The sequence below is a fragment of the Polynucleobacter sp. 15G-AUS-farblos genome (assembly GCF_018882445.1).
Taxonomy (GTDB): domain Bacteria; phylum Pseudomonadota; class Gammaproteobacteria; order Burkholderiales; family Burkholderiaceae; genus Polynucleobacter.
This window is the reverse complement of record NZ_JACVOM010000003.1, coordinates 320,865-342,880: the sequence shown is the minus strand read 5'-3', so window position 1 is coordinate 342,880 and position 22,016 is coordinate 320,865. Positions and strand designations below refer to the sequence as shown.

Genomic DNA, 22,016 nt, shown 5'->3' with positions numbered 1-22,016 from the left:
AAATTTAAAGACTAGGGTTGATATGTATAAATTAATCGCATTTGATGCCTATGGAACATTGTTTGATGTTTACTCCATGGGGCAACTTGCAGAAGAAATATTTCCCGGCCATGGACAGGCGCTGTCATTAATGTGGCGCGATCGTCAAATTGAATACACCCGTTTAGTCACAATGAGCGATCCCAATCCTTCGGGGAGTAAATACTATTTGCCTTTTTGGGAGTTGACTATTCGATCTTTGCGATATGTTTGTAAGCGTATGAATCTCGATTTAAGAGAGTCTGATGAAAAACGCCTGATGGATCAATACGCCAAACTAACAGGTTTTAATGACAGCCTCAAAGTATTAAAGGCTATTAAGGACAAAGGTATTGCTACTGCCATTCTGTCTAATGGTAGTAAGGAGATGTTAGCGACCGTGGTGGAGAGTAATGGCTTAAAGCCTTATTTAGATCAGGTGGTCACAGTTGAGGATGTTCGCTTATTCAAAACAGCCCCACAGGCTTATGAACTCTTATTAAAGGCATTTCCAGTTAAAAAAGAAGAGATTCTTTTTGTGTCCAGTAATGCATGGGATGCCCTTGCAGCAAAGTGGTTTGGATTTGAGGTGTTCTGGGTAAACCGTCTCGGGCATCCATATGAGGAAATTGGAGAGAAGCCCAATTTCGAAGGAAATTCATTAAGCAAAGTATTGGAAGTAATTTAAGGATGTGGGTGGAATGCAGCTCGCCCTGCTAGTATCTTGCTAACAACCTTATATTGGAGTTCAGATGAAAGCCCTATATTCTTTGATAGCAGCAGCCTTTTTCTTGTCACCCTTGCTGGCTATTGCTCAAACTCCTGCGAGTACTGACACAAACAAAGCCACCACTCCAACACGTTCATTTGTAGTGATTGACAAAAATAAAGATGGCCATATTTCTCGTGAAGAGGCGAAGCAGGCGGGCATCTCCAGTCTAAACTTTGATGCTGCCGACAAAGACAAGGATGGCAAAATAAACCTGAGTGAGTGGACGCTACTCAAGTTTTAGCATTCTGCTCTCACATCTGGGCGAGTATCTTAGCCAATCACGATGTTCTCTTTCATTCGACACCCCTTTTTCAAGACGTCTTGCATTCTGGGCGCTTTGGTAATGGTCAGTGCCTGCAACACGATCAGTCCTGAATCCTTTTATGAGGGTGTGCGCTCGCAAGATAAGGCTAAAAATCCTTCTAAAGATTTAGCCCCCATTCCTACCCCAAACTTTCAGCAATACCAGCAAGAAAGGGAAAAATTGAAGAATTAAAAAAGTAGGACAAGTGCGGAGCTAGCTCGATTTCAATCAAAGCGCTAGATGGCGATAGATAGCTCTAGATGAAAAGCCTAAGGAATAGAGTCTTGTATGATGATCCTAATTTATTCAGGGGATCATATGGAGCAGCAATTAAGCCAAATTGAGCTTGCAGAACAAGGCGAGAAATTAGAGCGCCTATCTGTTCAATATCTCCAAGAAAAAAATTGGGATGCTCTTGAAAAGATGCTCGATCCTGCTTGTCAATTTGTAGGTATGGGCGGCGCCTGTGATCGTGCAAGTGCCATGACTTTGATGAAGGGCATGAATCTTGGCCCTGTCAAATTTAAAGATTTCAAGGTTACTCAGTCCGGCGATAACCTAATTGTCAGTTTTTGGCTTGCGGCGCTTGAATACCTCGATGGCAAAGAACTTACTCCCGACTACTCTCCCCGTTTAAGTATCTGGAAAAATGTGGGTGGCCAGTGGTTATGTATCGCCTATGCAGATCTCATAGCAAGCAAGTCTTCATAAGCGCTCAATGACCCGATTTAATATTTGCTTAGTCAAGCCAGACAATTACATACACTCATATGCCTTTTTAGAGTTGGGCGAGCTATTGTATTTTTCGCTTAAGGAGCTTGGCCATGAAGTTGGCTTTGGCTTTAATAATATGGAGCCTTCAGCTAGCAATATATTGATTGGCTGCCACCTTTTGGACCCCAGTTTCATTGCTCAGATTCCTGCTTCCACGATTATTCTAAATACCGAACAAGTCTATGGAGAGACTGATTGGAATAAACCGATCTTTGCATGGGCTAAGCATTTTCAAATTTGGGATTACAGCCCCAAGAACATTGCAAAATTCAATCAGCTTGGCATTGATCGAACAAAATTATTCAAGATCGGATTTCAAAAAGAACTTGCGCGACTTGACTCAGGCGTCCCCAAAGAAATTGATGTCTTATTTTATGGTTCAGTAAATGAGAGAAGAAAAGTCATATTAGATGGGCTTGAAGCTAAGGGCCTCAAGGTAAAAGTATTGTTTGGCGTCTACGGCAAAGAGCGAGATGAGTGGGTTGAGCGCTCAAAAGTAGTCCTCAATCACCATTACTATGAGTCGCAACTTTTTGAGATAGTCAGAGTTTTTTATTTGCTCACTAACTCGGTAGCTGTTGTTGGGGAGGTGAATAAGACAACCTCAATAGATCCCATTTATCAGGATGGAATTTATGCTGCGCAATATGAAGATCTTATTGATCATTGTGTTGAGCTGGTGAACAATCAGCAACTGAGAGATCAGATTCAATTAAGGGCACTACAGTCTATTTCGCAATATCCCCAGGCCTCATATACTCAAGAGGTTCTGATGTGAGTACAGATATTGACGAGTTACATCGCGCAGCCTGTGCTGCTGGGCGCGATACCTATATCGATCCAGCTTCAGGCTATCAGGTTCTCACCAGTAAAGCGCTTTTGAGAAAGGGCTCTTGTTGCGGAAACTCTTGTAGGCATTGCCCTTATGGACACATTAATGTGGGTGACCCCAATCTCACCAAGCAGTCGATGGCTGGGCCCGTGCTCATGAATTGGTCTGGAAAAGATCAAAACATTGATGTTTTATTTTGGTCAGGCGGCAAAGATAGTTTTCTGGCTTTAGATCACTTGATTCAAGAAAATAAAAAAGTGATTTTGCTTACAAGTTTTGGTGCCCTAACCAGCAGAGTATCCATTCAGGATATTCATATTAAAAACATTGCAAAGCAGGCAGAATTTTTCAAGTTAGCTTTATGTCTTGTACCTTTGTCCCCGAATACTGATTACAAGGCCAGCATTCAAGAGGCTTTAGATTTAATTAGCACTCAAACAGGCGCGCATATTGAGCGATTAGTATTTGGCGATCTTCATTTGCAGAGCATTCGCCAATGGCGGGTTGATACATGGCCTCAATACCTTATTTATACGCCCCTTTTTGATGTGCCCTATGAAAAGTTGTTAAGTAATTTATGGAAATTACAAAAAAATATGGATTTAGAGATTACACTTTCAACAGAACTTGCGCTTCCACATGAAGTGCTCGCTGCTGGTGCGAGTTATACGCAAGATTTGGTAAAAAAACTTCAAGAAAGTAATTTGGATGCCATGCTAGAAAATGGGGAAGCACATACTTTAGTGTTTCCGAGAGCATGGAAAAAATATCAATAGGAGTTCATATGAAAAAGCAATTACTAATATTGATGGCTGTGATGCTGACATTTCTTTTGAGTGGATGTCTTGCAAGCAGCACATCACCAGTTGGCGTTAACTGTATTCCTGGCACCCCTTTTCAAGATATGCCAGTCGCCTGCATTGGTTTTTAATTTAGAACTGGTAGCCTAAGCCAAAGAGTAGGGTTGTGGAGGTTGCAGTCACGGTGGAACTCAGTGTGGCTGGAACGCTAACATTGCCTGGCGTTTTTAAGGTTCCGCTGAGGGATCGATTCAGACTGCCATAATTAACGTAGTTGTACTCAGCAAAGCCATACAGGCCTGAGCTCATAATTTGTTTATAGCCAAAACCTAAGCTAGTACCCCCCATGTAAAAGTCGGTATTGACCCCATTAGCACTAGACCCTGTGTAACCGACTTTGCCGTATAGAAGCTTGTCTTGATCCAGCGCCAAAGCGGGTGCAAGAAAAATATTTAATGAGTTATTGACACGAACTGAAGCAGAATCTGAATAAGATCCTACGCTGCCGCTATAACTTGCGGATGCGGTAGCATTTGAAGTCGGAAAGGGTGTGTATTCAATACCTAGGCCTAATAATAAGGGTGTGCCTGAGAGGAAGTTATATCCAGCTGCAAGTGTGCCTGTAAACCCGCTCGCATTTGAAACTGAAATAGTTGGCGTAAGACTCTGCCCTGCAGCGCTTAAGCTCGTATTTGAAAATGAAGGCGATGCAGTTTGATAGCCAATGCCAAATTGGGCATAAGGCCCTGAGAATTTTGAGTTTTGAGCAACTGCGATTGATGAAATACAGCACATGATAAGAATGTAAAAATATGATCGAATGTGCATTTACGCCCCCTATGGATTTATTTGCATGCCAACTAGAGAATTAATATACAGCAATTGCGTCAATGAAAAAATACCCATATAGTTAGTAAAGAGTGGAAAAATTACTATCGACTAATTTTTCTTTGAGACAAACACGAGTAAAAAATATAAACATAATGAACAAATTGAAGAGCTCAATATTTGTATTTGTCTGCAGTGTGTTTTTATCAAGCACAACTTTTGCAGCAGATATCCAAGTGATTACCTCAGGTGCCTTCGCTGACGCATTAAAAGTATTGGTTCCTGAATACGAAAAGCGATCACCAAATAAAGTGATTATTTCTTATGGGTCTTCTATGGGGGCAGCCCAAGACTCTATTCCTACTCGATTAGGGCGAGGAGAAAAGTTTGATGTATTGATTTTGGCTGCACCAGCTCTAGAGGGCTTTATTAAAAGTGGCGAAGTTCAGCCTGGCACGCGAGTCGATTTGGTGGCCTCAGTAATGGGAGGCGTCGTGAAAGCGGGTGCTCCTAAGCCTGATATCAGCACCATGGCAGGACTTAAGCAGGCTTTGCTCAACGCCAAATCTGTAGCTTACTCTGCCAGCGCTAGCGGAGTTTATCTATCCACCGAGTTGTTCCCAAAAATGGGAATCTCCGAGCAAATGGATAAAACTGCCAGAAAGATTTTTAGTGAACGCGTAGCCTCAGTGGTGGCTCGAGGAGAGGCGGAGCTTGGCTTTCAGCAAGTCAGTGAGTTATTGTCAATTCCTGGGGTGGACTTTATTGGCGAGCTACCACCTGAGGCACAAAAGACGGTTTTATTTTCTGCCGGAATCACTAAAAACGTGAACAACCTAAATGCTTCACGCGACTTAATCGCTTTCCTGGCGTCTCCCCAAGCGGCACCTACGATTCAAAAGGCGGGTCTTAAGCCTGTGTTGCCCGTATTGCCTTGGTAGCGGCTCTTTTGAAAAAATTGAGATGATTGATCACTTAGACCACTTGGTATTAACAACCGCTAAAGAGGCGGAGTGTATCCACTTCTATACGCATGTATTAGGAATGCAGCTCGAATCATTTATCGGCGGAACCCCGCCTGTTGAGCGAAAAGCATTTAAATTTGGTAATCAAAAAATTAACCTGCATATCAAAGGCAAGGAGTTTGAGCCAAAATCACACATTCCAACTCCCGGCGCCTTAGATCTCTGTTTTATTGCGGATAGGCCGATTGCAGATGTCATTGCCAATTTAGAAAAAATGCAATGGCCTATTCTTGAGGGGCCTGTAATGCGTACTGGGGCTACAGCCAAAATTATGTCTGTCTATGTACGAGATCCCGATCTCAACCTAATTGAGATTAGCCAGCTCATTCCTTAATTTCATGGTTTGATCGAATAAGCCTCTAGCAAAATACAAAAGTATCACGATATAATTTGGAAAAGCAGGAGAGCGAGGGGCATCCCTCCACCGAAGGCGCAAACTCCCATGAACGCTCAGGTATCCACCAGGAAGGTACTGCTTATCCTAAATAGCCGTCTGGAGAGCCACCATCTTTATGGTGCACCGAAGGAGCAAGCACTAAGCTAGGCTTAGTGTGAATCTCTCAGGTATCAGGGACAGGGGGAGCGGCATCCATCCACATGGTTCATGTGTCTGATGGGCTGCTTTTTGGGAGAATTTGTATGCACACTCTTATTACATAGGCTGCAATGATTTTGATCTGCTGCTGCGGATCAGCACCCATTTAAATCAATTTATTTTGTTCAATTGTGTATGCAGTTGAGCTATTGCTGACTAAAGGTAAATGTATGACAAATCAATTTGTTGAAGAGGCCCCATATCATCCTGGATATGAAGATGCTGGATTTAAATCACAAGCTTCACCAGTTGCTGCAGAGCTAGATAGTTTTAGAAAAAGTAGTTCGCGTTACTTGAATTTCGCAGATGTGATTGTGAATTACTGTGCAAACCAGCAAACAAAGCAGTTAATGAAGTGATGTGCTGGTTTTAGTCAATGGACCACTGTTCAGTGGTCCATTGTTGCTTTAACTATAGATCGAGGTTGTCCAGGGCTAAGCTATCTAGATGACTAGTGTCTGCCCAGCGATCTACCTTCCATGCGCTGCCGTCGTGACTAATCCAGTTGAGCGAAGCGTTAGGAACGGAGACTGCCTTTTCGGCATCGAGGGCCTGGTTGTTAGCAAGCCTATACATCATGTCTAGCGCGCCACCATGACTGACTAGTAGGATCGTTTTGCCAAGATGCTGCTGCCGAATTTTTTCTAACGCCTGATGTATGCGTTGTGCAAATTGTGCAATGCTCTCTCCACCACGCAATTCTTCGTGTATGTCTCTGCTCAGATGGTTTTTCCACAGCTCAGCATCAAATTGTGGCGCCTCTGCAGTACTAACTCCTTGCAATACACCTAGATGCCTCTCTCTTAAAGAGGGATCCACAATTGCTTTTATCTTAAATAAAGTTTCGATGGCGTTTGCAGTTTTGGCCGCACGTTGTAAATCACTGGTGTACAGTACATCAAATTGCAGGTCAATTGCTTTAATGGCTTTTGCCATCTGCGCCGCTTGGGCTATACCACGTGGGTTTAAATCGATATCAGTGTGACCCTGTAGACGCCTTTCAGCGTTCCAATCCGTTTCACCATGACGTACCAAACAAAAGCGAGTTGTATTCATGATGCCATCATAAAGGCTAAATTATTTTTTGATTGTCCAAGCTCGTGGATTATGTTCAAAGCCAATATGTTGGTAGTAGTCATTGGCTTTCGGCGCTGCAAGTAAAACAATCATGCAGTTTTGCCCCAGTCGTATTTTAGTTTCTTCGATGAGCGCCTTACCAATTCCCTGTTTTTGATATTGTTGATCTACGGCTAGATCAGCGAGATAAGCAACGTAAGCAAAATCTGTCAGAGATCGAGAAATCCCAACCAATTGATCCCCATCCCAGGCGGTGATTGTGAGATTGGCGTGTTTGAGCATGGCTTCAAATGTTTGTGGACTGTCGACAGGCCTTCGCTCTCCAAGGGTTGAGCGAATATACAGATCGATAGCCTGCGCTGCCGTAATCTTGGCATCATCACGATAGGTAATCATCAATTATTTGTTGATGCCGACACAAAAGCATCCCCTATTTTTATATTTCCAGAAGTTAGCACCTCTGCACGCAAGCCGCCTCGCCCTGCAAAAGCATTCATAAAATCAGATTTATTTAAAAGTTCTGCGGGCCTTTGGCAAGGAGCGCAAAGTTCGACACCTTTGCATTCAATATTTCCTACAAAAAAGGTCTTACCAACATAGTCGTTTAATTCTGCTGCTGTGATATTGCTCAAGACAATATTACGTCGGGTTTCTGAGGCGGTAAAAAGGGGTTCTTCGCCAGCTTTAAGCCATTCATTAGCAATATCTATGCCTGTTTGGGCAATTAAGCTAATGTGGCGAATTTTCTGAGGCAAATTCTGTGAGAAGGCACCTGTTTGGAGTGCGTAGCGATCGCCTTTAATACCTGCGCCAGCAACAAGTTCTGCTATTTCGATAGATTGCATAGGAGCCCCAGCTTGAGGGGCGATATAGATAGCTTGAATTTGAATACTTTTGCTCATCATGTATTGGATATTACAGCCCATGCCTTGGAGTTTGTTAATACAATCGATTCAATCAGATTAAAAGGGTGATAGTGAATAAAGAAACTAAAGGAATGCTCATTGGATTTATTGGCATTCTCATTTTTAGTCTGACTTTGCCAGTAAGCAAGATTGCGATACAAAGCTTTGACCCCTATTTCATTGCTTTCGGGAGGGCCGCTCTAGCTGGCTTGTTTGCCCTGGCATATCTACTAATTCAGCGTGAGCCTATGATGGCAAAGGCCGATATCCCCAAGTTTGTGGTGATTGCCTTAGGGGTAGTCTTTGGTTTTCCGATTCTGACTACGGTGGCAATGGCCTATGGCTCTTCATCTCATGGGGCAGTCATTCTCGGCATGATGCCCTTGGCTACTACCGTCATTGGGGTCGTGCGTTTTGGTGAGCGCCCCTCAATAGGGTTTTGGCTAGTCTCCTTATTAGGCGCCGCTCTAGTCGTGACTTACGCGCTATTAAAAAGCTCGGGTAGTTTTACGCTGGTAGATGGTTTGTTAGTACTTGGAGGTATTTGTGCCTGCATTGGGTATGTTGAGGGTGGAGAGCTCTCCAGGCGAATGAATCCCCGCGCGGTGATTTCTTGGGCGCTGGTTATATCTTTGCCATTTAATATTGTGTTCAGTTACCTCACATTTATGCCGATCTATTTAGAGGCTGGTGCCATGGCTTGGAGTATCTTTGTTTACCTAAGTCTTTTTCCCATGTTTCTGGGATTTTTCTTTTGGTATGAGGGCCTTGCTATCGGAGGAATTGCACGAGTAAGCCAAGTCCAATTAATTCAGCCGTTTTGCACTTTGCTGGCTGCAAGTGTGTTGTTGGGTGAGCCGCTGACTTGGATGAATTTAATCTTTGCAGTTCTCGTAGTGTCTACTGTCATTCTAGGCAAGAGAATGTTAATCAAGAGGGCCTAGAAAGTAAAAAGCCCCGATATTGCGGGGCTTGGTATTTAGGCTGATGCAGCATTGAGCTTATTGAGTGCTCGCTGAACCTTATCTTTTTCTTTTGGCTTGGTGCTTGACTCTAGTAATTTAGTGAGTTGAGCAATATTCAGGGGGCCTAAACGAGTCTTCCCTGTTTTAGTAAGCATAGAATTACTCTTACGATTTTTTTGATTTTGATTTACTGCCATTGGATTTTCCTAGAGTATTGGAATGATGAATCTGTGATGTTGCTTCACATGATTCCCCTATCTAGGGCGCAGAATAGTGATCACCGTTTCAGAATAACAGTTAAAAGCCTCAGGCGCTATGATTGATCCATTATGGATGTATCTATTTTCAATAATCACTTTGGCTTTATGGAGGCGCATTTTTTCACATCCTCAAGATGCCTACTTTATGCTTAGATTATGATCACTCTCCCTAAATTTATTTTTGCTCTGGTAATGGGGGGTCTTATGTCTCTGACTATTACCTTGGCCATCTCCTTTGTTCGTTACAGTATGGATAGTAAGTTTCTTGGATCCTGGTTTGAATCCTGGCAAGTGGCCTATCCGGTAGCGATCGTGTGCATCTTGCTCTATCGCCCATTTGCTGAATGGGTTACAAGCTCATTAGTTAAAAGGCTGAAATGAAAGCGTACTTATTTACAGCATTCTGTGTGTTGAACTTAGTATCTTGTGCTGCCGTGTATACAGATGCATCCGATGCAAATCATGTTACCTATATCAACAGCAGTGGCGAATCGATTGAGCAGCTGACCGGAAATGCAAATTCCTATTGCGCGCAATTTGGTAAGACAGCATCATTTAGAAGTAGTGATACTCAATTTTTGGTGGTGTTTGATTGCAAGATGCAGCGCTAAACCCTGACTCAGCAGGGCTTAGCCCGCTAGGTCGGACTGGTAGATTAAGCCAGCATGCTCTCTAAGGGCGTGGAACTGAATGGATTCCCAGCGTTGCTGAGCAACATCGAGCTCTGATTTATGTGTTGCTAAGAACACTGCAGCACCAACAACATCCTCGGCCATGCGATGAATATTTTCTTGTGTGAATTTTTTTAACGCCACAGGATCGTCTGAACTTACCCAGCGAGCGAGACTGTAGCGTGCGGGTAATAAGCGCACTTCAGCGCCATATTCTGTTTGAAGGCGATGGCTTACTACCTCAAACTGCAATTGCCCAAATGCGCCCAGCAGCATTGTGCCACCGGCCATAGGGCGGAAGACTTGAATTGCGCCCTCTTCGCCCAGTTGCATCAATCCTGTTCTCAATTGCTTAGAACGTAATGGATCTGCGGATTCAACCATACGGAAAATCTCAGGGGCAAAAAATGGTAAGCCAGTAAATTGAAGTTGCTCCCCTTCAGTGAGGGTGTCACCCAGTCTTAATAGGCCATGATTGGGTAAGCCAATAATGTCGCCGGGAAAAGCCTCATCCAAAATATCTCGTCTTTGTGACAAGAAAGATAAGGCGTTATTGGTACGAACTTCTTTGCCATTACGGCAAATTTTTAATTTCATGCCCCGCTGAAAGTGTCCTGAGCAGATGCGCAAGAAAGCGACACGGTCACGATGTGCTGGATCCATATTTGCCTGAATCTTAAAAACCACAGCAGAAAATTTGTTCTCAGCAGGGCTGACTTCCCGCTGAAGGGCTTTGCGAGAGCCTGGCGATGGTGCGAGCTCTACTAGGGTGTTCAAAATTTCACGTACACCGAAGTTATTGATCGCTGAGCCAAAGAACACGGGGGATTGACGCCCAGCCAAGAAAGCTTCTTGATCAAATGCGGGCATGGCGCTTTTAATTAACTCGACTTCTGCCAAAGCGTTTTCAAGGTCGGTACCGAGACGCTCTTTTAAGGCTGGATCATTCACATCCACAATTGCATGTGAATCTTCTGTAACACGATCTTCACCTGCTTTAAACATGCGCATTTGCGATTTGGCAATATCAATCACACCAGCAAAAGATTTGCCCATGCCAACTGGCCAAGTAAATGGAACGACTTCAATCCCAAGTGCTGTTTCGATTTCATCCATCAGCTCCATAGGCGGCTTGACTTCGCGGTCCATCTTGTTGATGAAGGTAACAATGGGCGTATTACGAGCGCGACACACTTCAAGCAAGCGTAAGGTTTGTGATTCCACGCCGTTTGCAGCATCAATCACCATCAGGGCTGAGTCAACTGCGGTTAAAACGCGATAGGTATCCTCAGAGAAATCTTGGTGGCCTGGCGTATCTAATAGATTAATAATGCAATCGCGATACTCCATTTGCATTACTGAGCTTGCAACCGAAATACCACGTTGCTTTTCAATTTCCATCCAGTCAGAGGTTGCATGTCGACTTGCTTTGCGCGCCTTAACGCTACCGGCAATTTGAATGGCTCCCGCATAGAGCAATAGCTTTTCCGTAAGCGTCGTTTTGCCCGCATCTGGGTGAGAGATGATGGCAAAGCTACGGCGCCTTAATACTTCTGCTCCTGGGGTGTTTGGGGTATTTGTGTCGATGGTAATTCTGCGCTTAATAATCGGTTTGGACTGGATTATAAGCGGGCGGCCTCGCTTAGAACTGTTCGCCGGGCTTTAAAAATCGCCATTGACCTGGGGGCAGTGGGCCTAATGAAATTCGTCCCATTCTGACGCGTTTTAGTCCGATTACTTTTAGTCCAACCATCTCACACATGCGCCGAATTTGGCGTTTACGACCTTCTCGCAATACAAAGCGGAGTTGATCTTCATTTTGCCAACTGACTTGAGCTGGTTTAAGCGCTACACCATCAAGCGATAGACCATGCCTGAGGCGATCTAAATCTTCAAATGACAGCATGCCTTCTACGCGAACCAAATATTCTTTTTCAATTGGGCTATTTTCGCCAATCAATAATTTGGCTACTCGACCATCCTGAGTTAAAACTAACATGCCGGTAGAGTCAATATCTAAGCGGCCTGCAGGGGCTAAGCCCTTGGTATTAAAGCGCGGATTCTTGCCTTTATCTAAGGGGCTAGCAAAGTAATTGTCTGGGGTTATCAAAGAGGCTGCAGGTTGATACTCTTGCTCGTCATCGTAATGAGAAATAAAACCGACGGGCTTATTGAGAATGACAGTAATACGCGAAGCTTGTTGAGCTTTAGCAACAGATTGAAGCTCAATTTTCTGATGCCTAAATGCACGCACTCCTAATTCATTGACCACTTCGCCATCTACCGTGACTAAGCCTTGCTCAATATAAGAATCTGCCTCACGACGTGAGCAAAGACCTAATTCAGATAATAATTTGGAGACGCGGACTTTTTCTTCCATGACTGCATTATCCGACATCAATTCATTTCTTCAGTTCCAAGTTGATATGTACTGTAGTAAACCTGTTTGGGCTTGGAGGAATATGCAGATTGAAGATAGAAATGGTTTCTAAGTTAGTCTCAATAAATAAAAAATATTCAATAGATTCAGTAACTTGGGAAGTATTTTGCCATCTGTAGCGACACGCTATGCCTAAACACCTTTTTGCTTCTGATTGAGTTTATGTACGCACGATATGCACACTGCACGGCGCCTCTTCAACAATCTTGGTCATTGAGGTTCTCCATGGCGTCACTATGTTTGGCAACTTATGAGATGCGCCAATCAAAATTAAGGAGGCGTCATTGTCTTTGGCAAATTCGACAATGCGCGATGCAGGGTCCATGGCTTCAAGTACGTGATATGAAATTCTTTCAGGCGGAAGTTTGAGAGGTTTTGCCCACTCCATGAGTTGGACTAAGTGTCCGCGCACAATACCGCTTGCAGTTTCATTTTCCTGATTGCCTTCAAAGGTTGGCGTACTGCTGATGGTGCTAATACAAACCAGTCGACTTTCTGGATAGGCCTGCAATAAATTTTTTGCTGTTGTTTGCATGCGCTCTCGCAAGTCTTCATCAGATTGCCGAGTGTCTATTGCTGCAATCATCAGGGGTGCATCTTGATTTCCCATACTTGGGCGAGGGCTTGGAGAGGGCTCATATCCCGCCGCCTTAAACATACGTTTTAGGTTTTCCCAAAAGCTTAAAGGCTCTAAGCGATCGGCGCGTTCAGTCAGCTTTACGCTCTCATGATCACGTAATACCTGACGTAATCGAGTAGCGCTTTGATAGCGATCGGCAGCGCTGGGCTCTAAACATCTTAAGATTACCTCTTGTAACCAGCGAGGGATTTCCTTGCGAATAGCGCGAGGTGGAAAGGCTTGCGCCCACATTCTTTTACGCAGACCGCTCATACTCTGTGGATTGCCGAAAGGCAATTCACCAGTGAGTAATTCATACATGATCACGCCAATTGAAAAAATATCACTGCGTGAATCTGATCGAATGCCGGCTACTTGCTCGGGAGAAATATACGGTGCAGAGCCTACCCCTTTACGCATTTCTTCTGCGAGTAAATCAGGATAGCGAGCATGATGCGACAAACCAAAATCAATTAAGGTGAGTTTGCCTTTGTCATCTATCAAAATATTTTCTGGTTTGATATCCAGATGAATTGCATCCTGTGCATGAAGTGACTGCACAGCCTGAGCAAGATCAGCACCAATGCGGATCACTTCATCAACAGAAAAGGTTTTGCCTTCTTTAATAAACTCTTCTAGCGGCTTTCCCTCAACGCGTTCCATCGCAATATATGGGCGTGTAGCCATATTCCCGGAGCCCAGATATTTCGGTACATAAGGGCTTTTAAGGGAGCGCAAAATAGTGAGCTCGGTTTCAAAGCCGATCAAACTTTCAACGGGTTGATCTTTTCCAACTCGAGGAATCTTAAGAAGTATGGGGACGTCGATACCTTCTTTGGTGGCAGAGTAAAGGCTTGCCATGCCACCGCGGTGGACCTCTTTCCCCAAGGTGAATCCATCAACAACCTTTCCTTCTTGAAAGATTTCGTCGACAGCTTCAATATTGGGATTAATGGACATAGGGCAGCAGAAATTTACCTGCCAGTGATGAGGCGATTAGCTAAGTCTTCAGGTAATCCTGCGCGTCTTACCTTTTCAGCGGCCGTAAACCAGTCATAAGGCACTCGATGAAATGTGAGCGCTTCAGAGTCTGGCTCAAACACGGCAAAACAAGCTTCTGGATTTCCATCGCGAGGCTGCCCCAAAGAGCCAACAACCCCTACCCACTGGCGATGTTGTAGCACTGGAATTTCATCACCAGGATGTGGCGCAAAACGAATGAGTTTGCCGACGGCACTTTGATAAAAGAGTGCTTGTTCATGCGCATGACCAACAAAGGTATAGCTCTTCCCAGAGTTTTGCACACAGCGCCATGCACTCATGCTGTCAGTAACGTAGTTCCAGTCAGAAGGATTATGTGCAGAGGCGTGAACAAAACAAATCTTTTCTTCCTTGATGATCAGGGGCAGCTCTTTTAAGAATTGCACATGGTTATCTTGTAACTGAGTCTTAGTCCACTCAATAGCTGCATTAGCACTTGCATTCATCTGAAGGCGATAGTCTTTGAAGACGGCTTCGTCATGGTTCCCAACCACGGCAATCGCCTTTTTTGAACTCACCAAATCGGCAATTCGTTCAATCAGCACAGCGGGATCGGCGTTATAGCCAACGATGTCGCCCAAAAACACCATGCGTGTAACGCCGAGCTCTTCAGCCTTGGCCATGCATGCTTCGAATGCTTCTAAATTACTGTGGAGATCGGCAAATAGCCCAATACGCTCACTCATCCCTTAATGATAGGACAAAAGTGCCTAATTCAGAAGCTTAATAGGGGTTTGCTTCCCCGTGAGGTCTATTTTTAAAACGCTTATGCACCCAATAATATTCAGCGGGACGCAAACGAATTTCATGTTCAAAACAAGCATTCAAACGAGCTGTATCTGCTTTGGGGTCCGGTCCCGGAAAATTTTCTAGAGGTTTAGAAATTTCACAGAGATAACCTGAGCCATCTGCTTTCAATGTGGTTGTCATCATGCAAACTTCGGCACCAGTAATTTTTGCTAAACGGGATACTGCCGTAATCGTATTGGTTTGAATTCCAAAAAACGGAACAAATTCAGAATCTTTTAAGCCTAAATCAATATCTGGGGCGATGATGATAAAGCTCCCCTTGCGAATTTCCCGAATGATTTCGATTGAGTTGCCCTGACGGTCAATGGAGTTGCCGCCAAAACGATTACGCCAATCAATAATTTTTTGATTAAAGAAAGGATTCTTCATTCTTTGAAAGAAACCAGAAGTCCGCGGCCAATTTTTTTCCTTAGCAAGAGCGCTCAAAATAATGCTGCCTTCAATTCCAGTGAAATGCATGTTGACCAGGATTCGTGGCTTTCTACTGGAGAGATCGACGGCAGACTTGACTTCAATCATCTTGCTTAATTTTTTGATACTGCCATGCCAAATAATGCTTTTTTCTGCGATGCTTCGACCGAGTAAGCGCCAGTGTTGTTTAGAAAGACGATCAATTTCTGTGACATCCAAATTCGGGAAACAGAGGCGAAGATTAGTTTTAACTACGCGATTGCGTTCACCCGGCACGCAAGCTGCGATATAGCCTAGACCATGACCAAAAGCGACTATGGCTTTATAGGGAAGCAATGAAACTAGCTTTAAAAAGCCCAGCCCAGCGTAATTTGAAAGGGGTTTAAGCAAGCTGGCTTTATTCGGCGTCGTAGCGCGTAAGCGTTTTGGCATAACGCGCCTTCATCTCTTCTATAGAGCTACAGGACATTCCCAAGTCCTTCACTATGCCTGTATCAAGGCGGTATGCCCAACCATGAACTGTAAGGTCTTGACCGTTTGCCCAGGCATCTTGCACGATCGTGGTTTCGCATACATTCACTACTTGTTCAATGACATTGAGTTCACATAAGCGGTCTTGACGTTTGGGTGTAGGCAATACCTCTCCGAGGTAACGCTCATGTTTTTGATGTACGTCTTTCACGTGACGCAACCAGTTGTCGGCAAGTCCTACGCGGCGATCGCTCAGGGCGGCATGCACACCTGCACAGCCATAATGACCAACCACGAGTATGTGCTTCACTTTTAAGAGCTCAATCGCAAATTGAATGACAGAGAGACAATTTAAGTCTGTGTGCACCACAACGTTAGCCACGTTTCGGTGCACAAAGAGCTCACCAGGAAGTAAATTAACAATTTCGTTGGCAGGAACGCGGCTATCAGCACAGCCAATCCAAAGGTATTGTGGAGCCTGCTGGTTGACTAGGCGCTTAAAGAAATCAGCATCTTTGGCAATCATTTCATCTGCCCATTCGCGATTATTTGCAAATAGATGATCTAATGCCTGGGAGTTTTTCATAATCATGCATTCAGTTTAAAGTACTTTGATGACGCCTATTTGGTTAAAAAAAACCCCTAACGGAATTACGTTAAATCTCCATTGCCAGCCGGGCGCCAAGCAGACAAAAGTGGTTGGCACTTACGACGATTGCCTGAAGATATCGCTACAAGCCCCAGCCCTGGAAAACAAGGCCAATGAGCTTTTACTGGCATGGCTGTCAAAACAACTAAAAGTTCCACAAAAGCAGATTCAGTTTATTTCTGGACAAAATGGTCGCAAAAAGCGCTTAGAAATTTGGGGATCTATCAGCCCCGAACAAATTGTGCAGATTCTGAAGCCATAAACTTTTCTCGACTTTTGTCTAATGTGCTTCATTTGCTTATGAAATAAGCACCGGCATGAGATACGAATATACTTAATTGATGAGTTTTCGATTCCCGATTAGGGTAAATGTGGACGATTCACCAAGGAGAATATCGCATGAATGGCTTTACAAAATGGCTCTTAAGCCTTGTTTTAATTGGCTTAGTGGGTCTTGCGGCCTATACATGGCTCATGCTGACCTGGAGCTATGGAAGCGGTGAACGTGCGGGATATGTCCAAAAATTCTCCAATCGGGGATTTATATGCAAAACCTGGGAAGGTGAGCTGGCAATTGTTTCAATGCCAGGGACACTGTCCGAAAAATTCCTCTTTACGGTGCGTGAGGATGCAGTTGCACAAAAAATCAATGCTAATTTAGGAAAAAAAGTAGCTCTAAAATACGAACAGCATATTGGATTGCCTACAAGTTGTTTTGGAGATACTGAATATTTTGTTTCCGATATAGTAGTTTTGGATGAATAATATGTAGTTGTTTTAAAAAATTGCTGTAACGCAGCTTTATTTTTGTAATTTTTTGTGGTTAAAATCATGTAAGCGTAATGTGCGCTGACATCAATATCTATAAGGAGCTTCACTTGAACAAAGCCGAACTAATCGCAGCGATTGCTGACGACGCGGAGATCTCTAAAGCCAAAGCTGAATTCGCATTGAATTCAGCAATTGAGCAAATCATTAAAGCTGTTACTAAAGGCGATTCAGTTCAACTGATCGGCTTCGGTACTTTTGCTTCTGGTAAGCGTGCTGCACGTATGGGTCGTAACCCAAAAACTGGCGAGCCGCTCAAAATTGCTGCTGCTAAAACAGTTAAGTTTTCTGCTGGTAAGGCATTTAAAGATTCAGTTAACAAGCGTAAGAAGTAATCCTTACTTTGTTGATAAAAAAGCCCGGCATGCCGGGCTTTTTTATTTCTGATAACTTTTCTCTAGGGCTTTAGCTTTGCACTAAGCGGCGATGACGATGAATGCTCATTAATATGCCTGCCCCAAACCCTAATGTCACTAACGCTGTTCCGCCGTAGCTAATAAATGGTAGAGGTACGCCCACAACGGGAAGTAGGCCACTTACCATGCCAATATTAACGAAGGCGTAAGTAAAAAAGATCATCGTGACTGATGCACCTAATAAGCGAGTGAATAAATTCGGAGCACTTGCTGAAATCGCCAAGCCTCTTTTAATCAGTGCAAAAAATAGCGCTAGCAAAATAAGGTTACCAATAAATCCGAACTCCTCGGAGAAGACAGCAAACACAAAGTCAGTATGCTTCTCGGGAATAAATTCTAAGTGGGCTTGTGTACCTTGGAACCATCCTTTGCCAAAGAAGCCTCCAGAGCCAATGGCAATCATTGACTGAATCGTATGAAATCCTTTACCAAGCGGATCACTACTAGGATCAAGCAAGGTGCAAACGCGATGCTTTTGATAGTTGTGAACTAAAGGCCACACCACATCCTGAGCACAAATCGTGCTACCAAAAATAATAATTAAAAGAATGCCAATCACACCTAGACCAATAAATGGCAGAATCCATTTCCAGGGTAGGCCAGCCAAAATAATCACATATAGTCCCGCAGCAAAAACGAGCAGCGCAGTTCCTAAGTCAGGTTGGCGTCCGATTAAGAAAACAGGGATGGCAAGAATAATGGCAGCTACTCCATAGTCCCAGGTTTTATGAATGCCTTCGCGTTTCTGAAAATACCAAGCAAGCATGAGAGGCATGGCAATTTTCATGAGCTCAGATGGCTGAATAACAATTCCTATATTTAGCCAGCGTCGTGCACCTTTTTTAATTAATCCAAAAGTAGCAACAGCAATCAATAGCGCAACACCAATTCCATAAACCCATACCGCTCCCATCTCCAGCCATTTCGGCGGGATACGAGAAACGATCCACATCACTGCAAATGAAAGTGCAAGATTACGTATTTCATCTCCAATGAGAACGGGAGTATTTTGGCTTGATGATAAAAAGGTAAAAAAGCCAATAGCCGCTAAGCCAAGCAGAATAAGGCCTAGCTGGCGATCAAGTCCAGAAAACAGACCAAAGAAAATAGACTTGATTTTTTTTATGGAGCTCTTTTCCATTCAGGAACCTCCTTTGGCCACTTGCCTTCGATATAAAAATCCAAAGCTTTACGCGCAATTGGCGCTGCATATTGCGCACCAAAGCCAGCGTTTTCTACAACCATCGCAATGACGATAGTAGGTTTTTCTGCGGGAGCAAATGCAATATATAAAGCATGATCGCGTAAAAATTCTGCTGTAGATCCGTGGTTATATTCTTTCGAATTTAAGCTGAAAACCTGCGCAGTTCCTGTCTTGCCGCCAGCGACATAGCCAGCGCCTTTAAATACGGATGCAGAGGTTCCGGAAATATTGACCTCAACCATGGCTTTTTTAATGACTTCAATATTTTCCGGGTTGAGTTCAATCCGATAACTTTCTTTTGGCGTCGTGAGTGTTCTCTTGCGTGTAAATGGATCTTCGATTGCTTTAACTAAGTGAGGCTTCATGACGACACCATTGTTAGCAAGGTTTGCCATAGCGTGTGCTAATTGCAAAATCGTAAAGGAGTTATAGCCCTGGCCAATTCCTAAGGAAATCGTTTCACCTTCATACCATTTTTGTTGCTCTGGTTTTTTGAAGGTGTTCCTCTTCCAATCGGTTGATGGGAGAACTCCTTTTGACTCACCCTTTAAATCAATGCCAGTGATTTGTCCGAAACCAAAGGGCTTCATAAAGTCATGCATCATATTCACGCCCATATCTCGGGCTAATAAATAGTAGTAGGTATCGCAAGACTCAACAATGGACTTTTGCATGTCAACAATGCCATGACCACCTTTTTTATCGTCTCGAAAAGTATGGTTTCCAAAATCAAAATATCCTGGATCGGAAATAGTTTGAGAAGGTGTGCGCTTCTTGGTTTCCAGTGCAGCCAAAGCCATGAAGGGTTTATAGGTCGAACCTGGCGGATAGATTCCTTTGAGAGGTCGGTTGTATAGAGGCTTTTGTGGAGAATCATTGAGCTCTTTCCAGGTCACTGAATCGATGCCTTCCACAAAATCATTTGGGTTGAAGTTAGGTTTAGAAACGAATGCAAGTACATCACCTGTCTCAGGTTCAATCGCAACAAATGCACCACGAAAATTTCCATACAACTGCTCAACCAAATATTGCAATTTGATATCTACCGAGAGCACCACATTTTTTCCGGGTACTGATGGTGAGCTTGCTAGGGTGCGTACCGGTTTTCCGCCGGCAGTAATTTCAACTTGATCGTATCCAGGGACGCCTCGCAAAACCGTTTCATAGCTTTGCTCTAGCCCAATCTTTCCAACATATTGAATGCCTGGGAGAAAAGAGGCTTGCAATGCATCTGGATCATCGGTCTTGGCGCCCTCAATTTCAGCCTGCATGCGCTCCTTATCTCGTTGAGAGACTCGACCGATATAGCCAACCAGATGGGATCCCAACTCGTTATAGGGATACTCTCTAAAGCTTCTGGCTCGTATTTCTACCCCTGGAAAGCGGTAGCGATTGGCCATAAATCGGGCAGTTTCTGCCTCAGTCAGCATTGAACGTAAGGGAAATGTGCCCATATTGCGGGCATCTTCGAGCGACCTTTTGAAATTACGACGATCTCGAGGTGAAATCAGCACAATTTGAGAAAGATCGTCAATGAGTTGGTCTACATTTCCTTTGACCTCTGCGGCATTCACATCTAAGGTCAGTGCAGAATAATTTCGACCAATAACGATGCCATTGCGATCAATAATGAGACCGCGATTTGCGGGGGCTGGAACTAAGGCAATGCGATTACTTTCGGCGAGCAAATGATACTTGTTATGACTAACCAACTGTAACCACGCTAAGCGAGCAACCAAAATCAAAAAGCAAAACGTGACAAATAAAGTCGCAATATGAATACGCTCTTGAAACGAATTGAGATTGGGCTTTTTAAAAGAAACCATACAGCTTCTTAGAGGGGGCGATTGTGATCAACGTCAATAGGACGTCGTTGAGGCGCCAGCAAAATTCTAGTAGCGATTGGCCATAAAAGTGCCTCAATCACCGCTTGAATAGCGCCTATTAAGCCCCACCAGTAAAGGGAACCGCTAAGGAGCCAGTGAACTAGGACTGGGAATAAAGAGACTAATAAAAAAATGGGCAGTAGATGCAAGGCTTGCGAAAGCACTGTGAGCGCTACGATTCTTCTGTGCCATGAGACGGCGATGTAAGACACAAGCGCATAACAAAAAGCGTGCAAGCCAAGCAAGTCAGAATTATGGACATCCATCATCAGTCCGAGAATGAATGCTGAGAAGACATTGACGTAACGATGTTGATGAATATTCCAAAATACAATGCATAGAATCAGCCAATCAGGAACCCAGCCATAGTTTCCAATGGGAAGCATATTGAGCATCAATGCGCAGAACAAGCTGAAATAAATAAATACCGTATTTACCGGGCGCAGAATATAGCCGCTCTCAAAATCGATCATTGCATTCCTCGCGCACGAGTTTGTCGACGACCTGGAGTATTGGTAGCAGGCGTCCCCGCTTTATTTGCGTCACTTGGCGCCTTGGCATCAAATTTGGCGTCATATAAAAAGGCTAGCGCTTGGCGATAGCGATTCACAGGTGCTATGGGCGAGCAAAATACATTAGAAGAGTTTTTATCGAGATTACGTTCAATCTTGCTAATGACTGCTACAGCAAATCCGGGTGGGTACACCCCGTCAATTCCAGAAGTGAGCAAGATATCCCCAACTTCGAGGTCACTGGCTACCGGCAAATAGCGTAATTCCAAGGGATTGCCACGTCCTGCTCCAAAAACAGCTGCCCTGAGCCCATTTCGAGCCACTTGGACTGGTACAGCAAAATCCCGATCCTCGAGCAGGGAGACCTCAGCAGAGTGATCGTAAATGCGAACAACCTGACCCAAAATCCCGGCATCATTCGCAATCGGGTTACCCAGTTTGAGGCCATCCTCACTGCCGCGATTAATCACAATCCGTTGAGAGATTGGATTGCTGGGGTTGAACAAAATCTCTACAGGCAAAGTTTTGAATGGCACTTGTTTCTGCAAGGACATTAACTCTCGTAAGTTTTGGTTTTCAACCATTAAGAACTCAGATTGATTTGCTAGCAGCGAGAGTTCGGCTTGGCGTACTTTGAGTGTTTGATTTTCTTGATCTAGCGTCCCACGCGTAGTGAAATATTCTGTGCTCGCTTCATACAGATTGCGCGGCATCATCATGACGTATTCAAGTGGGCGCAAAACCCAATTTACATTGTTACGAATAGGATCAAGTGCTTTAAAACGAAAATCGATCAGCATTAGTGCAATGCTGATCGACAGACAGACAATCAGTTTAAGTAAGGCCGGAATGCCCTGTCTGAAAAGTGGTGGAGCGCTATGTTGCAATTCCCTGGTCGACGTG

The 22,016-nt window shown here is 44.0% G+C and carries 30 protein-coding genes and 1 riboswitch; of the genes, 15 read left to right on the top strand and 15 right to left on the bottom strand.

Going from position 1 to position 22,016, the window contains the following annotated elements:
- The first annotated feature begins 22 nt into the window (after positions 1-22).
- From ICN41_RS06840 to ICN41_RS06815, 6 genes are all read left to right on the top strand, one after another.
- Positions 23-706, top strand: coding sequence for a haloacid dehalogenase type II (locus ICN41_RS06840; RefSeq protein ID WP_216292185.1), 684 nt, complete (start codon positions 23-25; stop codon positions 704-706).
- A gap of 64 nt (positions 707-770) precedes the next feature.
- Positions 771-1,031: an EF-hand domain-containing protein gene (locus ICN41_RS06835; protein ID WP_216292184.1), complete on the top strand. Its 261-nt coding sequence runs from the start codon at positions 771-773 to the stop codon at positions 1,029-1,031.
- Between the two features lie 381 nt (positions 1,032-1,412).
- Entirely contained in the window at positions 1,413-1,805 is a 393-nt protein-coding gene (locus ICN41_RS06830; RefSeq protein WP_216292183.1) for a nuclear transport factor 2 family protein, read from the top strand.
- Between the two features lie 7 nt (positions 1,806-1,812).
- Entirely contained in the window at positions 1,813-2,646 is an 834-nt protein-coding gene (locus ICN41_RS06825; protein ID WP_216292182.1) for a hypothetical protein, read from the top strand.
- Positions 2,643-3,476: a DUF5522 domain-containing protein gene (locus tag ICN41_RS06820; protein WP_216292181.1), complete on the top strand. Its 834-nt coding sequence runs from the start codon at positions 2,643-2,645 to the stop codon at positions 3,474-3,476. Before ICN41_RS06825 ends, ICN41_RS06820 begins: the two co-directional genes overlap by 4 nt.
- Before the next feature lie 8 nt (positions 3,477-3,484).
- Complete coding sequence (locus ICN41_RS06815) at positions 3,485-3,631, top strand: hypothetical protein (protein WP_216292180.1); 147 nt, start codon at positions 3,485-3,487, stop codon at positions 3,629-3,631.
- Position 3,632: 1 nt separating this feature from the next.
- Here the strand turns inward: ICN41_RS06815 and ICN41_RS06810 are convergent, their stop codons facing one another.
- The gene (locus ICN41_RS06810) at positions 3,633-4,295 is read right to left on the bottom strand and encodes an outer membrane beta-barrel protein (protein ID WP_216292179.1); all 663 of its coding nucleotides are present in this window, start codon (positions 4,293-4,295) and stop codon (positions 3,633-3,635) included.
- A gap of 188 nt (positions 4,296-4,483) precedes the next feature.
- Here ICN41_RS06810 and ICN41_RS06805 point away from each other — a divergent pair, with 188 nt between their 5' ends.
- The 3 genes from ICN41_RS06805 to ICN41_RS06795 all read left to right on the top strand — a co-directional run bounded on the left by ICN41_RS06805 (position 4,484) and on the right by ICN41_RS06795 (position 6,307).
- The gene (locus ICN41_RS06805) at positions 4,484-5,269 is read left to right on the top strand and encodes a substrate-binding domain-containing protein (RefSeq protein ID WP_216292178.1); all 786 of its coding nucleotides are present in this window, start codon (positions 4,484-4,486) and stop codon (positions 5,267-5,269) included.
- Positions 5,270-5,291: 22 nt separating this feature from the next.
- Positions 5,292-5,687, top strand: coding sequence for a VOC family protein (locus tag ICN41_RS06800; protein WP_216292177.1), 396 nt, complete (start codon positions 5,292-5,294; stop codon positions 5,685-5,687).
- Positions 5,688-5,836: 149 nt separating this feature from the next.
- Positions 5,837-5,940: riboswitch (glycine riboswitch) on the top strand.
- A gap of 178 nt (positions 5,941-6,118) precedes the next feature.
- A complete protein-coding gene (locus ICN41_RS06795; protein ID WP_216292176.1) occupies positions 6,119-6,307 on the top strand; it encodes a hypothetical protein in 189 nt (62 codons plus the stop codon).
- A 52-nt stretch (positions 6,308-6,359) separates the two neighbouring features.
- On the opposite strand, the gene ICN41_RS06790 is transcribed toward ICN41_RS06795, so the two are convergent.
- The 3 genes from ICN41_RS06790 to ICN41_RS06780 are packed head-to-tail and all read right to left on the bottom strand — an operon-like array spanning position 6,360 to position 7,927.
- A complete protein-coding gene (locus ICN41_RS06790; RefSeq protein WP_216292175.1) occupies positions 6,360-7,004 on the bottom strand; it encodes a histidine phosphatase family protein in 645 nt (214 codons plus the stop codon).
- A gap of 21 nt (positions 7,005-7,025) precedes the next feature.
- Positions 7,026-7,421 (bottom strand): GNAT family N-acetyltransferase, encoded by a 396-nt coding sequence (locus tag ICN41_RS06785; protein WP_216292174.1) that lies wholly within the window; start codon positions 7,419-7,421, stop codon positions 7,026-7,028.
- The gene (locus ICN41_RS06780; protein WP_255537923.1) at positions 7,421-7,927 is read right to left on the bottom strand and encodes an MOSC domain-containing protein; all 507 of its coding nucleotides are present in this window, start codon (positions 7,925-7,927) and stop codon (positions 7,421-7,423) included. The genes ICN41_RS06785 and ICN41_RS06780 overlap by 1 nt, the downstream gene beginning before the upstream one ends.
- Before the next feature lie 74 nt (positions 7,928-8,001).
- Here ICN41_RS06780 and ICN41_RS06775 point away from each other — a divergent pair, with 74 nt between their 5' ends.
- The gene (locus tag ICN41_RS06775; RefSeq protein ID WP_216292173.1) at positions 8,002-8,874 is read left to right on the top strand and encodes a DMT family transporter; all 873 of its coding nucleotides are present in this window, start codon (positions 8,002-8,004) and stop codon (positions 8,872-8,874) included.
- Between the two features lie 35 nt (positions 8,875-8,909).
- On the opposite strand, the gene ICN41_RS06770 is transcribed toward ICN41_RS06775, so the two are convergent.
- Positions 8,910-9,092, bottom strand: a complete 183-nt coding sequence (locus tag ICN41_RS06770; RefSeq protein ID WP_216292172.1) for a hypothetical protein — start codon at positions 9,090-9,092, stop codon at positions 8,910-8,912.
- Positions 9,093-9,311: 219 nt separating this feature from the next.
- Here ICN41_RS06770 and ICN41_RS06765 point away from each other — a divergent pair, with 219 nt between their 5' ends.
- Positions 9,312-9,536, top strand: coding sequence for a DUF2798 domain-containing protein (locus ICN41_RS06765; protein WP_216292171.1), 225 nt, complete (start codon positions 9,312-9,314; stop codon positions 9,534-9,536).
- On the top strand, positions 9,533-9,766 hold the full coding sequence (locus ICN41_RS06760; RefSeq protein WP_216292170.1) for a hypothetical protein: 234 nt from the start codon (positions 9,533-9,535) through the stop codon (positions 9,764-9,766). Before ICN41_RS06765 ends, ICN41_RS06760 begins: the two co-directional genes overlap by 4 nt.
- Positions 9,767-9,784: 18 nt before the next feature.
- Here ICN41_RS06760 and ICN41_RS06755 read toward each other — a convergent pair whose 3' ends face one another.
- From ICN41_RS06755 to can, 6 genes are all read right to left on the bottom strand, one after another.
- Complete coding sequence (locus ICN41_RS06755) at positions 9,785-11,413, bottom strand: peptide chain release factor 3 (RefSeq protein WP_216292234.1); 1,629 nt, start codon at positions 11,411-11,413, stop codon at positions 9,785-9,787.
- Between the two features lie 55 nt (positions 11,414-11,468).
- The gene (locus ICN41_RS06750; protein ID WP_216292233.1) at positions 11,469-12,206 is read right to left on the bottom strand and encodes a pseudouridine synthase; all 738 of its coding nucleotides are present in this window, start codon (positions 12,204-12,206) and stop codon (positions 11,469-11,471) included.
- Between the two features lie 220 nt (positions 12,207-12,426).
- On the bottom strand, positions 12,427-13,845 hold the full coding sequence (locus ICN41_RS06745) for a protein kinase (protein ID WP_216292169.1): 1,419 nt from the start codon (positions 13,843-13,845) through the stop codon (positions 12,427-12,429).
- A gap of 14 nt (positions 13,846-13,859) precedes the next feature.
- Complete coding sequence (locus tag ICN41_RS06740; RefSeq protein ID WP_216292168.1) at positions 13,860-14,612, bottom strand: metallophosphoesterase; 753 nt, start codon at positions 14,610-14,612, stop codon at positions 13,860-13,862.
- 37 nt (positions 14,613-14,649) lie between these two features.
- Positions 14,650-15,579: a lipid A biosynthesis acyltransferase gene (locus ICN41_RS06735; protein WP_255537922.1), complete on the bottom strand. Its 930-nt coding sequence runs from the start codon at positions 15,577-15,579 to the stop codon at positions 14,650-14,652.
- Positions 15,545-16,210, bottom strand: a complete 666-nt coding sequence (can, locus tag ICN41_RS06730) for a carbonate dehydratase (RefSeq protein ID WP_216292167.1) — start codon at positions 16,208-16,210, stop codon at positions 15,545-15,547. The genes ICN41_RS06735 and can overlap by 35 nt, the downstream gene beginning before the upstream one ends.
- A gap of 22 nt (positions 16,211-16,232) precedes the next feature.
- Here can and ICN41_RS06725 point away from each other — a divergent pair, with 22 nt between their 5' ends.
- The 3 genes from ICN41_RS06725 to ICN41_RS06715 all read left to right on the top strand — a co-directional run bounded on the left by ICN41_RS06725 (position 16,233) and on the right by ICN41_RS06715 (position 17,430).
- Positions 16,233-16,529 carry a DUF167 domain-containing protein gene (locus tag ICN41_RS06725; RefSeq protein WP_216292166.1) on the top strand — a complete coding sequence of 99 codons (297 nt, stop codon included), beginning with the start codon at positions 16,233-16,235 and terminating at the stop codon, positions 16,527-16,529.
- Between the two features lie 137 nt (positions 16,530-16,666).
- Positions 16,667-17,032 carry a hypothetical protein gene (locus tag ICN41_RS06720; RefSeq protein ID WP_216292165.1) on the top strand — a complete coding sequence of 122 codons (366 nt, stop codon included), beginning with the start codon at positions 16,667-16,669 and terminating at the stop codon, positions 17,030-17,032.
- 77 nt (positions 17,033-17,109) lie between these two features.
- Positions 17,110-17,430 carry an HU family DNA-binding protein gene (locus ICN41_RS06715; RefSeq protein ID WP_143742185.1) on the top strand — a complete coding sequence of 107 codons (321 nt, stop codon included), beginning with the start codon at positions 17,110-17,112 and terminating at the stop codon, positions 17,428-17,430.
- Between the two features lie 70 nt (positions 17,431-17,500).
- On the opposite strand, the gene rodA is transcribed toward ICN41_RS06715, so the two are convergent.
- From rodA to mreC, 4 genes are read right to left on the bottom strand one after another with little or no spacing between them, the layout of a single operon-like run.
- The gene (rodA, locus tag ICN41_RS06710) at positions 17,501-18,652 is read right to left on the bottom strand and encodes a rod shape-determining protein RodA (protein ID WP_216292164.1); all 1,152 of its coding nucleotides are present in this window, start codon (positions 18,650-18,652) and stop codon (positions 17,501-17,503) included.
- Positions 18,634-20,541, bottom strand: a complete 1,908-nt coding sequence (mrdA, locus tag ICN41_RS06705; protein WP_216292163.1) for a penicillin-binding protein 2 — start codon at positions 20,539-20,541, stop codon at positions 18,634-18,636. The genes rodA and mrdA overlap by 19 nt, the downstream gene beginning before the upstream one ends.
- An 8-nt stretch (positions 20,542-20,549) precedes the next feature.
- Positions 20,550-21,074 carry a rod shape-determining protein MreD gene (mreD, locus tag ICN41_RS06700; RefSeq protein ID WP_216292162.1) on the bottom strand — a complete coding sequence of 175 codons (525 nt, stop codon included), beginning with the start codon at positions 21,072-21,074 and terminating at the stop codon, positions 20,550-20,552.
- Positions 21,071-22,000, bottom strand: a complete 930-nt coding sequence (mreC, locus tag ICN41_RS06695) for a rod shape-determining protein MreC (RefSeq protein ID WP_216292161.1) — start codon at positions 21,998-22,000, stop codon at positions 21,071-21,073. The genes mreD and mreC overlap by 4 nt, the downstream gene beginning before the upstream one ends.
- Positions 22,001-22,016: the final 16 nt, after the last annotated feature.